This is a genomic window from Gaoshiqia sediminis (assembly GCF_025907915.1).
Lineage (GTDB): Bacteria > Bacteroidota > Bacteroidia > Bacteroidales > Prolixibacteraceae > Gaoshiqia > Gaoshiqia sediminis.
Genome location: NZ_JAPAAF010000037.1, coordinates 1 through 16,027, shown reverse-complemented (window position 1 = coordinate 16,027; position 16,027 = coordinate 1). Strand labels below are relative to the sequence as shown.

Sequence of the window (16,027 nt, the reverse complement as noted above, 5' to 3'; positions counted from 1 at the left end):
TTAATTATCATTAGTTAGTTCGTAAATAGTAACGTCTGCTGTTGCGGTTCCGCCGTTAACAAACATATCGACGCCGGTTGCGTTGGCAAGTGTTGGGAAAAAACGTCCGGTAAAATGTGCTTTGTCATCCATGAATACTTCTAATACCGATCCATCTACAAAGACACGTACATGAATTGTAGCCCCTTGAGTGATGGCATAATTACCTGTTCTGACATCTTTCCGAACCTTTGAGCTCAGTGACGATTTTGAAGCGTCTACACCCCACTTCTGGGTAGCAAAGTTGTAGTAAACTTTATACTCTTCTTGGCCATCAGGTGATTTGCCGAAGATAAAGCCAACCTGGTCAGCATCGCCGGTATTGATTGTTGCGTCGACTTCAAAATGACGACCATTATAGTTGTTGAAATAATTCGTTCCGCCAATTTCTAATGTCAGGTTGTTGAATGTACTTTGAGTTCCTCTGAGTCCCTCTAAATTTGGGTGAGGTTTAATTAAAATGGTGTTGTCAGCATCCAATCCCCATACCTGCGGCACACTGAATAAATTAGCCCACCCTTGCTCCATTTGAAACGTAGCATCTACCTCGTCAGGAATAATACCGATGGCTGTTATCCGGCCTTGTGCATCTTTTGTAACTGTTGGAGATAGAAAGCCATTAACGACTTCTAAGTTTTTTGGTTGTTCAAAATCGGGTGTGAAAACGCCATTTTCAAACTGTCCAATCCAATAAGTTGTAATTGCCGGAGTATCATCAGGAGTTTTTTGAACTAACAGCATTTCTTTTCCGTTAGGAAACTCGTATAAAACAGGCATTTCCCAGAATTGTCCTTCGCCTTCATTTTTTTGCCCTTGATAGGCAATCCCTTCATAGTTCCAATTTTTAAAATCTTGACTTTTATAATAGACTACGTTACCACCAATTGATGATATTCCACTACCGACTATCATATGATACATACCATCTTTCTCCCACACATAAGGATCTCTAAAATCCATATTTACACTAGGAGGTGCTTGAGAAATTACAGGGTTGTATGAATCTTTATGAAGTGTCTGATAATTGTTTGCTGATGTTGCGGTGCCAATGCCTGCTTTTACTCCGTCAACACCTGTATAGACTACTGCAGGTGTCCCGTCCTTCAAAATAATGGAACAGCCAGACCATATACCCACCTGGTCCCACCCCTCATCGGGCCATAAAACGGCATTTTGTTCGTCCCAATTCACTAAATCAGAACTCGTGAAGTGCCCCCAGTTTTGTTGAGCAATCCCCAGAAAAACGTCATTCTTTTGGTAAAACATATGGTATTTATTTTGATGATATATAAGTCCGTAAGACTCATTTGCCCATCCATATTCAGGGACAGCATGGTAGACAGGACGATTAGTATCATCTGAATAATCAATGTTAATTTGATAAGATACTGCTGACGGCGGGGTATACTTGCCATACTCGGAATCGGCAATCTCCTGAGATAACTGCCCTGAATAGATCAACAACTCATCAATAGCTCCTGAAAAATAGTCAACATCATAAATGCCAATCTTCTCACCACTCGTGTTTTTACCAATACTAAAAGGAGTGGTTCCCACTGGCCATGATATGTTACCGACTGGAATAGTGGTGTTTATAACAATTCTACTATTGATAAAAACTTTTATTAGTCTGCTCTTTGGACTGATACCTACCATGATAAAGCTCCACATGTCTCTTGGTAAACTTTCGGATGTAACATGTTCATACTTAATGCCACTCAGATAGTACTGGATTACAATTTGACCAAAGCGATTTATGCCGACCATAATACCTGTATTTGATCCTTCAGAAGTCATTGCTAACATGGCTGCGGTACCAATAGGATATGATTTCGGTGAAGCCCATAAAGACAAGCAAAACTGGCTGCCGGGAAGTATGTTGCTTGGTATGTTTCCGGGAATCTGACTGGATAACCCATCAAAAAATAATGCATTGCTTTTTACACCAGGCATTCTGTTAACGCTGTTACCTAATATCTCGTAACTGTTATTTGTAATTGATTCAACTGTGGTAGTGCCGGTAGTTTCATTAAATTCAAAAGCGACAATCTCTTTGATGGTTTCAACCGGAGGAATTACCGGAGGACCAGGCTCATCATTTTTACCACACGATAATGTGAGACTAACGAAAAATGCTAAATAGAATTTATTAATTAGTTTCATGATATATTAAGAGTTAGGTACTATCATTTTAACTTTTGGATCATTGTACGCGATCTCGGTTAGAGCAGGACTATTAAAGCCACCTGGATCATCATTGTTTTAAATTTCGATTAGTTACCCGATAAAATCCCATTGATTTCATCCATATCATATTTCGGTGTGGCGCCGGATTTTGTTGCAACAAAAGCTCCTGTTGCGCAGGCAAAAGCCAGAGATTCTTCCGGTGTTTTATCATTTACCAGTGAAGACACCAACCCTGCTAAAAATGCATCGCCCGCCCCAACGGTATCTACGGCTTTAACTTTAAATCCGGGATGTTCGTAAAATTTATTATCATAATACAGAAGCGCTCCGTTTTCACCTTTTGTAACACAAACCATTTGTACGTTGTAGTGCGATACGAACCACTTGATCAGGCTTCTTTCGTCGTATTTATGTTTGTTGTACCATTGAGCAAACACAAAGAGTTCATCATCATTCAATTTTACAATGTCGGCTTTCCTCAAGAGAGATTCCGTAACTAATTGTTCATCATGGGGTTTGCGAAAATTTACATCAATAAGCTTAATTCCGCTATAATCCAACAAAAACATAATAGTTTCACGTGATAGTGGATTCCGGGAAGCAAGAGTACCATAAATCATGAGTCCTGCCCGTTTAGCTTTATTCATTAGTTCATTAGTCAGCTTAATACTATCCCATGCTACTGGTTCGCAAATCTCGTAGGTTGCATTATTGTTCTCATCCAGATGGACAAGAACTTCACTGGTTGGGAGGTATTCATCTGTTTGAATATACTTAGTATCAAGACCTGACTCTTCGAGGAACGTTTTTAACTCTTTGCCTTCCTTATCGTTTCCAATACAGCTAGCTATAGCCACATCCATGCCTATTGCATTCAAATGAAGCGCAACATTCATGGGTGCTCCTCCTGGTTTTGATCCAGAAGGCAACCGGTCCCAAAGTACCTCACCGATGCATAAAATTTCTTTGTTCTTTTTTTTCATGATATATAACTGAATCAGTTAACATTAATTGAAGCTCTTAAACGACCTGCTTCGCTTTCATTTCAAGTTGAATATCCTCAAGCGACTTACCTTTGGTCTCAGGTAATACTTTCCATGCAAAAAAGAAATGCAGAACCATCATTACTGCAAAAAAGCCAAAAGAAATTCCGCCTCCCACAGAATCATTAATTACCGGAAATCCCCATATAATGGCCGCCGCCATTATCCAGTGAGTAAATGTTCCCAGCGCTTGACCTTTTGACCGCACCTTGTTCGGAAAGATTTCTGAGATTACAACCCAAAGCACAGCACCTTGAGAAAAAGCGAAGAAAGCGATGAATCCCATCAGGTAAATCATGACTCCATAACCTCCCAAATCACTATAGTTTCCAGTAAAGAAGGATTTTGAAAGCATCCCGAGAAAAAAGACCATGCCAATAGATCCGGCCATCAACAAAGTGCGGCGACCATATTTGTCGATCAGAAACAATGCAACAAAAGTGAAAAGCAGGTTCGTGGCTCCAACGGAGATGGATTGAAGTAAAGAAGCATTCGTTCCAAAGCCGGCCATTTCAAAAACTCGAGGCGCATATATCATGATGGCATTTATCCCAGCCAGTTGATTGAAAGCTGCTATCAAAATGGCAATCATTACTGGGAAGCGATTCTCTTTAATAAATAACTTCCCATGTTCAATTCTCTCCTCCTTCTCAACAGCATCTTTAACAATGCGAACTTCTTCTTCCGGATTTTCTGCTTTAATGCGTTGAAATACAGAAAGTGCTTCATCATTTCGTCCTTTGTTGATCAACCATCTCGGACTTTCGGGGACCAAATTCAGTAATAAAAAGAAAAGAGTTGCAGGTACAAACTCAACACCGATCATCCAACGCCATGATGAATATTCAAACATTTGTGCTAAAATATAATTTACAGCAAAAGCAAGAAAAATGGCGGTTACTACGAAAAACTGGTTAAGCAGTACCAGCTGCCCTCGTTTCTTGGCCGGTGAAATTTCTGCAATAAACATAGGCGTAACCACAGTAATACAACCAAGCAAAACTCCCGTGAAGAAGCGGAAAATCAAAAGCATTGTCCAGTTTATTGCAAGAGAACTTCCCAGTGCTGAAAGAGCAAAAAGTCCGGATAAGAAAATGAGCGATTTCTTTCTTCCATATTTTTCGGCAGGTTTACCAATTATAATGGTGCCTATAATGGTACCTATAATGGCAATCGATATGGTAAAACCCAGTCGGAAGCTATTCAAATTGTATAAAGTTTCTAGTTGTGCAGTAGTACCTGACATCATGGCGATGTCGTAACCAAAAAGAAATCCGCCTAAGGCGATGATTAATGCAACTGTTAAGATGTCTTGCTGTTTCATTTCAATTCAGAATTATTGGTTTATCCTGAATCAAAGTTATTTCAACCAACAAGGTTTGGCTTCCATTCATGGTTCAAAGACTTATATACATGTTACATTTTCAGGGAATTTGACTGGCATTTTAGCTTATGTTGCGGGGATGTAACGCATGTTTCACAATGGAGCAGAAGGGTAGGATTCAAAAACTTATCAATCTTTAATGGATTTGTTTAGACACAATTCTAAATTAATTGGCTAACTACTTCAGAGAAGGCAAAGATCCATAACGATCCCAGGATATAAGGCCCTCTAATGCCTGTAATCCTTTCGAATAACTATGCTGATAAATGGTTGAAGCCGGATTAACTCAGACTTAGACAAGCAGTTGATTAGGGAATTAATTCATCCAAATAATCAAGAAAAACTGGATTCAAATACTGTTGGTCAACTGAAAGGTAGAAATGCTTTAGGTAATGTGATAGATAGACTCAGCCGGGTATTATAGACGTAAGCATTCGCTGAACCCCGTGTATTTTCCAATGCAGTGAGTCATTAAGTTTGCTCTCAACTAAAAATGAAAGAGAGATGCTAAACGCTCAAAAGTTCCTGACGATGTATCATGATTACCTGGATTCGGGGCTTACGGTTCGGGATTATTGTGCCAACCAGCAAATGAATGAGGCTAAGTTTTATTACTGGCAAAACAAACTAAAGAATCAGCTTCCTCCCAAGCGAGGCTTTGTCCCGTTGGTTTTTAACCCGCAAGGGCAAACTTCGGCTCCCGCTGTCTCTGGGAATAAACAATACCAACACTCCGGCAGCAGGGAAGGTTTCAGTTGTGAAATCAGCTATCCTAACGGCATTTCTGTGAAGTTGAGTGGGATGGCCGATGCCGATATCCTGCGTTCATTGCTTCAGTTAACCGGTCAGTAGTATGTTCAGCCTGACTACATCGATGAACTACTACCTGTATGCCCATCCTACCGATATGCGCCGCAGTTTTTACACCCTCAGCGGCATGGTGACCAACCAGATGGGACGCAACGTACAGCATGGTGATGTTTTCATCTTCATCAACCGCCTTTGCACGAGCATGAAAATCCTGCACATGGAATGCGGCGGATTGGTCATTTATCACCTAAAGCTCGAATCGGGACGCTTCAAACTTCCGGTTTTCGATGAGCAGACCAATACATTCCGCGCCAGTTGGCATGATTTAATGATGATGGTTCAGGGCGCTGCCGGGGCTGAAGATATGAACAAACACAAGTGGATAAAACCTTCAAAATAAGCGGGTTTTAGACCAATCTTGGTCGTAATTATTGCCTGTTTTTGAGTATCTTCGGGACATCAAAAACAGCAACGGGGATGACTGAGGAAGACCACTATTTTGTGCAGCAGCTGCTGGAACACCGCGATGAGCTTTATCGCGAAACCGCCCGGTTGAAAAGCCGGATTTCGGAGTTGGAAAACTTCGAAACCGAGAAAGTAGCTTACCACAAACTGCTGGATGAAAAAGATGAACTGATCAGTAAGCTAACCCGGCAGGTTGAAATGCTTCAGCGTCGTATTTGGGGCAAATCAAGCGAAAAATACATTGCGGAAGACCCTCAGCAGCGCAAACTCGATTTTGACGGCCTGGACCTGTTACCCGAGGAAAAAGAACAGGCCGAGGCTGCCCAGACCGAGATTGAGAGCTACAAAACGGTGTGTGTGAAGGTGAAAGAAAAGAAACACCCGGTGCGCAAACCGCTCCCTGAGAGTTTACCCCGCAAGGAGTGCCATATTTATCCTGAAGGAATCGATCTGGCTGGCTATACCGAACTAAGCCCGGAAATTACCGAGGTGCTGGAACGCGATCCTGCCCGCTGGTATGTCCGCCGGATTATCCGTCACAAATATGTTTTGAAGGATAAAAGCCAGGAAACCGAAAAACAAGTGGTTACCGCCCCAATGCCAGTCCTGCCCATTGCCAAAAGCTATGCAGGAGCAAGTGTGCTGGCCGACATTATCATCGACAAATACGTAAACCACCTGCCGTTTTACCGGCAGATCCAAATGTTCAAGCAGCAGGGCATATCCATTTCCCCGGCTACTATAAACGACTGGTTTGCCGAGGTAGCCGACCTGATGCGGCCTGCCTGGTATCGGCTCAAAGAACTGGTGCTGGCATCAAACTATATCCAAAGCGACGAAACCACCATCCCCATCATCCACAACGAGAAGCACCAAACCGTAAAAGGTTATCTCTGGACGGTTCGGGCTGTGATGGAAAACCTGGTTTTTTTTCATTACGACCACGGGTCGCGGGCACAAAAAGTAGCGCTCGGTTTGTTCAAAGATTACCAGGGAGTCATCCAAACCGATGGTTATTCGGTTTACGATATATACAAACGCAAGAAGGGGGTTTTGCCCATCGGGTGCTGGGCACACGCACGCCGTTATCAATACTTGTAGGTAATCAAAAGCTGTCTTTTTGAGTCTCTGATAATAAGCCAATTATCGTCGATACTCTACAGAACAGCTTTTGATAATAATTATGCGAGACCTTTTAAAAACGATCTGAGCTTCTTGTCTTTTTCCCAAGATAAAATCCTGATTTCTTTATCAAATACGTCACGGGATGCTTTTTCCAAAGATTCTCTTTTCAGCTTTGAATCAGCTCTCGCGTAAATCTCCGTAGTTTGTATGGAGACATGCCCCAGGATGTCGCGTATATACACTAAGTTCACGCCTGCCTGCAAGAGGTGCATCGCTTTGGAGTGGCGCAGGATGTGCGGACTGATTTGTTTCGGGATGAGTTCGGGATAAGCAGCCCTGGCCATAGCAGCATATGTTTTCAATATATAAGTGATTCCCGAGCAGGTAAGTTTGGCACCGCTACTGTTGAAGAATAACGGACGATCTATTTGTGAAGGAGTGTTCAAACGGTTCTCTTCCAAATAAGTCGTAAGGATATCGACTTGTTGTTCCCTCAGTGGAACCACCCGTATCTTATTCCCTTTCCCATGCAAACGAACCAAAGCAGGCTTGTCCAGCCTCAAACAAGATGGTGTAAGGTCTGCCAGCTCCTGAACACGGGCTCCGCTTTCATAAAGGAGCGAAAGCAAAGTAAGGTTCCGTCTGCTATGTCTTTCTTTGGTCGGAACTTGCTCCAGTAAGCACTTGATGCCATCTACAGTAAGGTAATTTACCACAGGCACCGGAGCCTTCTTTGATTTGATTGAACGCATGGATTGCCATGTTGCCAGCCTGGTCGGGTCCTTGCGTTCCAGGAACTCACAAAAAGAGCGTATAGCCGCATAGCGCTGGTTACGTGTGGACACACTGTTATTCCGGTTGTTTTGCAGCCAGTTCAGAAACGACAGTACAACGTCACGGCTCAGGTTTTTCATCGAGAGTTTGTCGACGCATATACCTCTGAGATCATTCATATAATCAATCAAAAGTATAAATGTATCCCTGTAAGAACGAACCGTATGTTTGCTGGCTCCTTGTTCCGCACCCAAATAATCGGTAAAGAATGATTCCAAATATTCTGCAAAGTCAGTCACACCTGTTTTCATAATCCTGTTTGAGTTTAGAGATGATAAATGAATAGACCTGATCTGTAACTTCGGCGTTCATTTTCAGAACTTCCGGGTACATTTCCTGTGTCAGTCTGACATAGGTCTCCGTATCCAGCACTTTCCTGTGCCCCATAAATGTTGCCAATAAAGGGAGAGAACAATAAAGATCCACTCCATCCCTTGTCAGTTTGATGAGAGAGTGTACGGCTGTGCTGTGACGGATTTCGTGAACCATAGGCCCCCGTTGGTCACAACGCCTTGGGATTTCGCATTCTTCTATAATACGATGGAAATAGGTCAAAACAGTCCGGCGGGAACAAGGTCTTCCGGTAGCGGAAACAAACAAATGGGAGTCCGGATTTGCGACACCTGGTGTGGGTATCCTGTTCCGGTAACTGATGTATTGCCTGAGAACCTGTTCCAATGTTTCATTGACAGGAGCCAATCTTTGACAACGGTTCTTGGTATTATTCAGTACGATGACTTTCCGATCAAAATCGACATCCTTATTCAATATGGAAAGAGCCTCGCTGATTCTTATTCCGGTACTGTAAAGCACCCGTATCAGCGCAGGCATAATAATCATGATGCTTTTAGCATGATGCTCCTTCATGGCCAGGTTATCACAAACATTGAAGATAGTCCTCATCTGATCATGCGTAAAGATAGTGGGAGTATAATTGGCAAAGCATTTTCTTGGCCGTCTGGGAATATAGCATTCGTAGCCCAACAGGCACATATAACGGCAGAAGTCTGCCATGGCACAATACTTCTGATAAAGGGTGTTTGGCTTGTCGCAGGTTCTGGTGCCCACCCAGTTCTTTACATCCCCGGAGCTGATAAAAAGGTCCTTCTTAAAAGTTTGCGTGAAGAATTTATCAAATTCCAGCAACATCCACTTAAGTTGTGTTGCCTTATAGCCTTGTAGTTCTTTCCCGTGTATAAAGTCATTAATGAAAGGAGCAAAAATGCTGGTGTATTCAAATATCTTATTCATAAAACCAACCTCCTTTCTGCATGTAAAAACTGTCGGGAACGGGCGGAACGTAAAGTGAACAACGCAAGAGTCCGTTTACATCAACCCCCAAATAAATCATGGTCGTCTGACTGTTACGGTGGCCTAATGTTTCTGAGATTACAGGTAACGTAGTGCCTTGTTTCAGGAGCTGGGTTGCCAGGCTATGACGGAGACAATGCGCCCCGTGATGCCTGTCTTTAGTCTCGATCCCAGCTTTATAAATGATACCGGATACTATACCGGACAAACCGGGAACGGATATGGGTGTATATGGTGCATTGGCAGTAAGGAAAATCGTTTTACTGTCAGATTTGGGACGCCCGTTCTGAATATAATCGATAATGGCTTCTCCAATGACAGCTAAAAGCGGTAGTTCGATTTCTTTCTTCGTTTTCCATTGCACGAGATTGATAATATTCCGGTCCCAATCCAAATTGCGGAACTGTAACAGACAAATGTCACTTGCTCTCAGCCCCAACCGGGACGCGAGCAGGAATATGGCATAATCACGTTTTCCTATTCTGCTCGTCTTCTCAATCGATGCATCCATCTTCCGGATTTCTTCGATATTGTATAGAGAAGGCAGCTTTTCTGCGCGATAGCCTTTGATGTAATACAGAGGGCTGCTTAAATCCGTTTCTGTCAGGTGCATTTCAAAGAGATAATGAAGGAAACGACGCACCGGAACACAAACGCGCAGTTGGGTGTTCTGCAGTGAAGCAACAAACCGACTGATGGCGACGCTATCCAGATTCTTCAAGCAGATATGGTCCTGCCGCATACGAACTGTAAAATGGCTTAGTGCCGTAATATACATACGCATCGTTTTTCCCGTCGGGCGGCTGTCAACCTCAAATTGTTCCAAAAAGGTCTGCGCATGTTTCCCGAACGCGCCTGATAAAGGAAAAGTTTTAAGACGGATTCGCTTTCTTCGTACCGGAACATGGTTGAGCATGTCATTTAGAAGGTTTAAAGAATGCCCGATCTCTTTCAGCCTGTAATCTTTGATGTTCCCTTCCGTTAGCATTTCCAGCTGATATTTTTCACCGACACTCTCATCGTACAAGTCTTGCCCTTTCGACCTCATGTAATCCTTCAATTGAAAGAGATGTCGTCGGTGGCGTTTAATTACGCTCGCTTTAAAATCCAACTGGCTGAGTGTGTTCAAACAGTCTTGGACTAGTTCCTCAATAAATGTATGGTTCATAATGTAAATATTATGGCTGTGACATTACAGCTATAATCAATTTACATCAAATATTATCAGCAGATTACTATCAAAAGTCAATGCTGAATGTCAGATAGTTATAGTGGATATAATGTAAAGACTTTTGATTACCTACAAGTATTGATAACGGCGTTTATCAGAAGCTTTTGATAAACGCCGTAAATTTGACGAAGCTTTAAAAGAAGACCAAGCCCGGGCATCGTATGCACTGGAGCAAATCGGCCTGCTTTACGATGTGGAACGGCAAGCTGACCAAGAAAACCTGACCGATGAGCAGCGGGCAGAGCTGCGTTCCAGGTTGGCCTATCCGATTATGGTAGCTTTCGAAAAATGGATGGTCCGCGAACATTCCAAGGTCTTGCCTAAAGGGAGGATTGGTAAAGCCATCAGCTACACCTACGGAATTTATCACAAACTAACCCGTTATCACCTGGACGGTAAATTGAAGATGGACAACAACCTGACCGAAAATGCCATTCGCCCCATTGCTTTGGGACGCAAGAACTGGCTGTTCTGTGGCAACGACAGCGCTGCGGAAAATGCGGCTGTTATCTATTCTATGATGGGCTGTTGCAAAGCCGCCGGGGTAAACTTCCGCGACTGGATGGTCTTCTTCCTGGAAAATGTTCACCTCTACGACAACGATTACACCAAAGACCTGGCTAAACTACTGCCGCACAATTTTAAATCCCAGATTCCGGAGAACTCTTAAATCTCTCAAAGTTCTCCGAACATTTTAGAGAAACTTTGAAAGAGAACTGCTCTGTCTTTAAAAACAAGACGTGGTTGGGCGAATGCTTACTCATAGACAACTTATTTAGTCTGTCTGTAAAATTGATTCAATCAGAACATTATCAACGATTACAACAACTTTTAAAGAAAATGGAGAGAGAAAAAAAAACAGCATGCGTCTGATCTGAAAACATTTAGCCATAATATTATCCCAATCGTTTTAACGATTACCCCCACCCACAAAAAGAGGAATACTTTACAAAAGTTTTCCTCTTTTTCTTTTTTAACCAAAAGCACATCTCCGTTTATTCTTCTTTCAGCAAACTCAGCAGTTGTGCATAGCCTTCCATTTCACAAAAATTGTTCAGGTAATAATCGCTGTCTGTTCCACCAAGCGATTTCAGACGGTTCCAATCCCGGCAAGCACCATCTTTATCCCCTACGCTGTAGCGACACATGCCTCTGGTTGCCAATAAGCATTTATCATTTGGCATATAGCAAATAGCACGGTCGTAATTACGCAGAGCACGACGGTTCTGGTGTTTATCGTACAATTTCTGGTTGGCTTTGGAAAAATAATGCCTGGCCTGTTCCAAAAAATAGGTACTGTTCTCCAACGCACTCTTGGGATTGGCACAAAAACTGACCGAAACTTCTTTTTCCATATCTACCGGTAAACCGTTATTGAATCCCGGCAGCCAAAGTCCTTCTGTACTTTCAAGCACATGGATCACTTCCTCGTCAATGTCCGGCGACACACTGTTGATGATCTCAAAGTCGGTAACCTTGCCATCAGCCGTTACAATAAATCGGACCACTTCGGTTCCTTCATCATACCATTTTCTGGTATTTCGACGATACTCAATCTGCGAAATCAGATAATTTTCGATTGTGCTGAAATTCTGCATCTGCATTCGTTCAACCAACTTCTCGGTTCCTGCGAATTTCGGGGGAGTTACCTCAATCTCCCCCACCATTATTCGAGGGTTCACCTGCCCGAAGGCGAATAAGGAGAGTAAAATGCACAACATGGAAATCATTGTTCTTTTCATGGCCATGAAATTTTTAGTTTTCCAAACACGAGTTTAAAATATAATTCAATCAAACATAGATCAACGACAATCAAACAAATCGCCGTTTTTTGCACGGTAAAGTTACAAAGCATGAAATGGGATGACTTAGTACAGATTAACACGATCAGTGTAAAAACAGACCAATAATTGAAAATATATCCCACCTTCTGAGGTCTTTTTTAAAAGGAATGAATTTCGCTATCACATTTTTCAGGAAACGGCCAGGTAGCTGGTCAAGGAATAGCAGGGGAAAAGTCCTGATGAGTTGATACAGAGGAAATCAAACACCAATCAGAAAATAAATCCCGGCAGCGAGGATGGTGAGAACGGCAAAAATGAGTGCCCATATTATTAGTGTACTATTTCGTCCCCAAAATTTGTTTGAACGGAAGCTGCCCGTTGATTCATTTTCGGATAGGCTTTTAAATTTGCCCGGCGCATATCCAAAATGTTCGTGAAAACATTTATTGAAGTAGCTTGGACTACCGAATCCTACACGATACGATATTTCGGAAACGGTACAGTCGTCAGTCATCAACAATTCCTTGGCTTTATTTAGCCGAACTTCGCGGATAAACTGACTGCTCGTTTTGTTTAGGCTTGACTTCAGCTTGCGATGCAAGTTGGAATGACTCATATCCATTTCCCGTGCGAGATCGGACACATTGAGGTTCTCATTTGCCAGGTTCTTTTCAACAATCTCTGTTAGTTTTTTTATGAACTTTTCATTCATCGCAGCTGTGTTTAAAAAGTTCAGGCTCGAATTCAGCAACGATATCAGATACGATAAAAACGCTTTATGGGTTATTATTTTAAATCTCCACCATCAAGTTATTTCATTCATTTTGAATACATTAAAAAGACACCCAACAGACAATCAGTCGGTTAAAATTCAGCATACCCGTCAAATACAGCTTGACTGGAAACAAAAAAGAAGGGAGCGGCCTGTTTCCGTTTCCCTCCTATTAAAAACGATACACGTTGCTGGTTTTCATGTACCGGATGATTATTCGCTGCACTTACAGCTGTGAATAGTCAAGCGGAACGAGGAATATTTTATTGACCACACTCACCGTGTTGGCGTATTCGGGCCTGACTTTCATCTCTTCCCATTCGGGACTGCTGGTAAATCTTTTCCAATTCTGATCGCGCTCGGCCAAATCATTAAACCAGAGCATGTACATGAGCGCTGGCATTTGCGGACCGGCAAGGATTTCTCCAAAGAAAACCGGATGAAGCCCAACGTTGTCGAACAGTGTCAGTTCTTCGCGGTTAAACATGGCGACCTTGCGCTGTGCTGCCTCCTCGTTGCTGCTTTCGTAGGTGCGCAACTCGAAAACGCCACGCGACTGGCCGGGTTGCCGAAATTTCGGAATAGCATCGAAGGCTTCGAGCAGATAGGTCTCAAACCGGGTATAAGCGCCGTTTTCAGCCGATTCACCAAAATAAGAGCTGGCCTTTTGCAGAAACGATTTATCTTGCCAAATGGCTTTTTTAACCCGGTGATAGTCGGTGAGCGACGGATAAACCAGTAAAAAATAAACTGTTGGCGGCTCGGCTTGGCTGTATTCGCCAAAGGCGCCCACTTTCACGCCCATTTGATTCAACGCCGGAATCAAGGCCTCGCGGTAAAACTGGTCCACTTTGTTTTTCTGTCCATTATTTTTGAAATGGTACACACGCCATTCATAAATTTCCTTTGCAATAATGGCCGGCTGCACACTGGCAGCTGCCTGCCCGGCAACAGCAGCTCCGGTAAGAAGGGCAGTTCCTTTGATGAAATTTCTCCGCTTCATAGTAATTGATTTATCAGGTTTAGCTGTTGAAGATACAAAAAGCTTTGTTCCTGTCCGCTATCGCAGAAGAAATTATAGGTTCACTCAAAAGCTCCCATTCCAAACAGTGCGAAATCGTATTTGATTGGGTCATTCGGGTCGAATGTACGGAGCTTTTCGGTCACTTCCAGCACAGTTTTCCAGTCGTCCTGCCTGCGCGAAAGCAAACCCAACTGACGTGCCTGCGTACCCGTGTGCACATCCAGCGGGAGCATCAGCGCCGATGAAGGAATTCCGCGCCACAAGCCAAAATCAACGCCAGCTTTATCCGTTCTCACCATCCACCTCAGAAACATATTCAGCCGTTTGGCCGAAGCCCCTTTATCAATGTTGGACACATGCTTTTGGGAACGCGCTTCGTGCTCGACTTCAAAAAACACCCGCCGGAAATGCTGCAAAGCCGAGGCAACACGGTTATCGATTTGAAAGCCTTTGGTAAAAACCGTTTCAAGTCCGCCGCAGTCTCGGTAAATATGCTGCAACGAGCGCAAAAAGAAAAGACAGTCGGTGCCATTGAAGGTACGGTGTTTAAACGTCTGAAACTGTCCCCAATCCTTTTCTTCGGTATGAAGCAGAAACTCATACGGATTGTTACCCATCAGCTGCATGAGGCGAAATGCATTTTTAATGATGGTTGGTCGTTGTCCCCAGGCAATGCTGGCGGCCAGGAACCCGGCAATCTCAATATTTTCCTTTTGCGAGTATTGTTTTGGTACCTGAATGGGATCTGTTTCGATAAAGGAAGGCCTATTGTACCGTTGGGATTTTTCCTCCAGCAGTTCAAATAGCTCGCGATGGGTAAACATGGGAATTAAATTTTTCAGGCGATCGAACTATTCTTCAATCCGGCCGTCCTTCATGCGGATGATTTTGTCGGACTGGCGGGCAAAGTTTTCGTCGTGGGTAACAATCACCAGCGTTTGGTTGAAACGGTCGCGCAGCCTAAAAAACAAGTCGTGCAAATCTTCGCGGTTTTTGGTGTCGAGGTTGCCCGAGGGTTCGTCGGCCATAATCACAGCCGGGTCGTTGATCAGCGCCCGTGCAACAGCCACACGCTGACGTTCGCCACCCGACAATTCGGCAGGCTTATGCGTAAGCCGGTGCCCCAGTCCCAAAAAGCTGAGCAGTTCCTTGGCCTTTTCTTCGGCTTCCTTTTTCGATTTTTTAGCAATAAAAGCCGGAATGCAGACATTCTCCAGCGCGTTAAACTCGGGTAGCAGATAGTGGAACTGAAACACAAAACCAATCTCCTGATTCCGGAATGCGGCCAGCTGACGTTCGCTCAACGAGAAAACTTGTCTGTCTTTTATTTGTACCGAACCTGTATCGGGCAGACTCAGCGTACCCAAAATCTGCAACAAAGTAGTTTTCCCGGCGCCGCTGGGGCCGACAATTGAATACAGTTTTCCCTGTGGGATTTCCAGGTCGATACCCTTTAGCACCTGCAAGGAACCGAACGATTTGGTTATATTTTTTGCTTTAATCAACGTGTTTCTGTATCAAAAGAGGATATCCTGGTCTTATTCAGACAGGCCATCGTTAATGTCCTTCGTTAACTTATGGGTGCTTTCTTTCACCGAAGAAGAGATATTATCGATATCCTTTTTAAACTCGCCGGTGTTTTCGTTCAGTTCACGTTTAATTTCGTTGGTGGCCTTTTTAAACTCCCTGACACCCTTTCCAAGGGTACGGGCAATATCGGGAATTGATTTTGATCCGAAAAAGAGCAAGGCGATCAACATCACCATCACAATTTCGCCGCCACTTATAAATAGTAAGGTCTGAGCCATTTCATTTTAATTTTCAGCAAATATACAAACAACTTTTCTTCTTCCTTCGCCAGACCAACAGGAAGTCAAACAAAAAGGCCATGCTTTCAATCAGGTTTTCAGGTGGATTTTATGAAAAAAGAGGCCGTCTCAAAACAAAATTTGGGACGGTCTTTCTTTTTCTGGATTTTGGAGATTTTAGATTTTGTAGTTGGTTTGTTTATGGTTCCA

Annotated in this window: 14 protein-coding genes and 2 pseudogenes; 4 read left to right on the top strand and 12 right to left on the bottom strand. The window is 43.2% G+C overall.

Features of this window, described 5'->3' with window-relative positions; genetic code table 11:
- The 3 genes from N2K84_RS17055 to N2K84_RS17045 form a co-directional block, all read right to left on the bottom strand.
- Positions 1–2,202, bottom strand: coding sequence for a glycoside hydrolase family 32 protein (locus N2K84_RS17055; protein WP_282593042.1), 2,202 nt, complete (start codon positions 2,200–2,202; stop codon positions 1–3).
- A 110-nt stretch (positions 2,203–2,312) separates the two neighbouring features.
- Positions 2,313–3,209, bottom strand: a complete 897-nt coding sequence (locus N2K84_RS17050; protein WP_282593041.1) for a carbohydrate kinase family protein — start codon at positions 3,207–3,209, stop codon at positions 2,313–2,315.
- Positions 3,210–3,246: 37 nt separating this feature from the next.
- Positions 3,247–4,593: a sugar porter family MFS transporter gene (locus tag N2K84_RS17045; RefSeq protein WP_282593040.1), complete on the bottom strand. Its 1,347-nt coding sequence runs from the start codon at positions 4,591–4,593 to the stop codon at positions 3,247–3,249.
- A gap of 564 nt (positions 4,594–5,157) precedes the next feature.
- On the opposite strand from N2K84_RS17045, the gene tnpA reads away from it, so the two are divergent.
- From tnpA to tnpC, 3 genes and pseudogenes are all read left to right on the top strand, one after another.
- Positions 5,158–5,505, top strand: a complete 348-nt coding sequence (gene tnpA, locus N2K84_RS17040) for an IS66 family insertion sequence element accessory protein TnpA (RefSeq protein ID WP_282593039.1) — start codon at positions 5,158–5,160, stop codon at positions 5,503–5,505.
- 1 nt (position 5,506) lies between these two features.
- On the top strand, positions 5,507–5,863 hold the full coding sequence (gene tnpB / locus N2K84_RS17035) for an IS66 family insertion sequence element accessory protein TnpB (RefSeq protein WP_282593038.1): 357 nt from the start codon (positions 5,507–5,509) through the stop codon (positions 5,861–5,863).
- A 77-nt stretch (positions 5,864–5,940) separates the two neighbouring features.
- A pseudogene (gene tnpC, locus N2K84_RS17030) lies at positions 5,941–7,014 on the top strand (IS66 family transposase); the annotation flags it as partial.
- A 95-nt stretch (positions 7,015–7,109) separates the two neighbouring features.
- On the opposite strand, the gene N2K84_RS17025 reads toward tnpC, so the two are convergent.
- The 3 genes from N2K84_RS17025 to N2K84_RS17015 are packed head-to-tail and all read right to left on the bottom strand — an operon-like array spanning position 7,110 to position 10,366.
- A complete protein-coding gene (locus N2K84_RS17025) occupies positions 7,110–8,138 on the bottom strand; it encodes a tyrosine-type recombinase/integrase (protein WP_282593036.1) in 1,029 nt (342 codons plus the stop codon).
- Positions 8,119–9,138, bottom strand: a complete 1,020-nt coding sequence (locus N2K84_RS17020) for a tyrosine-type recombinase/integrase (RefSeq protein WP_282593035.1) — start codon at positions 9,136–9,138, stop codon at positions 8,119–8,121. Before N2K84_RS17020 ends, N2K84_RS17025 begins: the two co-directional genes overlap by 20 nt.
- Complete coding sequence (locus N2K84_RS17015) at positions 9,131–10,366, bottom strand: site-specific integrase (RefSeq protein WP_282593034.1); 1,236 nt, start codon at positions 10,364–10,366, stop codon at positions 9,131–9,133. The genes N2K84_RS17020 and N2K84_RS17015 overlap by 8 nt, the downstream gene beginning before the upstream one ends.
- A 175-nt stretch (positions 10,367–10,541) precedes the next feature.
- Between N2K84_RS17015 and N2K84_RS17010 the strand changes: the two are divergent.
- Positions 10,542–11,099: pseudogene (locus tag N2K84_RS17010) on the top strand (IS66 family transposase); the annotation flags it as partial.
- Between the two features lie 325 nt (positions 11,100–11,424).
- On the opposite strand, the gene N2K84_RS17005 reads toward N2K84_RS17010, so the two are convergent.
- The 6 genes from N2K84_RS17005 to N2K84_RS16980 form a co-directional block, all read right to left on the bottom strand.
- Positions 11,425–12,171, bottom strand: a complete 747-nt coding sequence (locus tag N2K84_RS17005; protein ID WP_282593033.1) for an energy transducer TonB — start codon at positions 12,169–12,171, stop codon at positions 11,425–11,427.
- Between the two features lie 301 nt (positions 12,172–12,472).
- Positions 12,473–12,925, bottom strand: coding sequence for a helix-turn-helix domain-containing protein (locus N2K84_RS17000; RefSeq protein WP_282593032.1), 453 nt, complete (start codon positions 12,923–12,925; stop codon positions 12,473–12,475).
- Positions 12,926–13,211: 286 nt separating this feature from the next.
- Positions 13,212–13,988, bottom strand: a complete 777-nt coding sequence (locus N2K84_RS16995) for an NIPSNAP family protein (RefSeq protein WP_282593031.1) — start codon at positions 13,986–13,988, stop codon at positions 13,212–13,214.
- An 80-nt stretch (positions 13,989–14,068) separates the two neighbouring features.
- Positions 14,069–14,833: a TIGR02757 family protein gene (locus N2K84_RS16990; protein ID WP_282593030.1), complete on the bottom strand. Its 765-nt coding sequence runs from the start codon at positions 14,831–14,833 to the stop codon at positions 14,069–14,071.
- 27 nt (positions 14,834–14,860) lie between these two features.
- The gene (locus N2K84_RS16985; RefSeq protein WP_282593029.1) at positions 14,861–15,514 is read right to left on the bottom strand and encodes an ABC transporter ATP-binding protein; all 654 of its coding nucleotides are present in this window, start codon (positions 15,512–15,514) and stop codon (positions 14,861–14,863) included.
- Positions 15,515–15,547: 33 nt separating this feature from the next.
- Positions 15,548–15,817, bottom strand: a complete 270-nt coding sequence (locus N2K84_RS16980; RefSeq protein WP_282593028.1) for a Sec-independent protein translocase subunit TatA/TatB — start codon at positions 15,815–15,817, stop codon at positions 15,548–15,550.
- Positions 15,818–16,027: the final 210 nt, after the last annotated feature.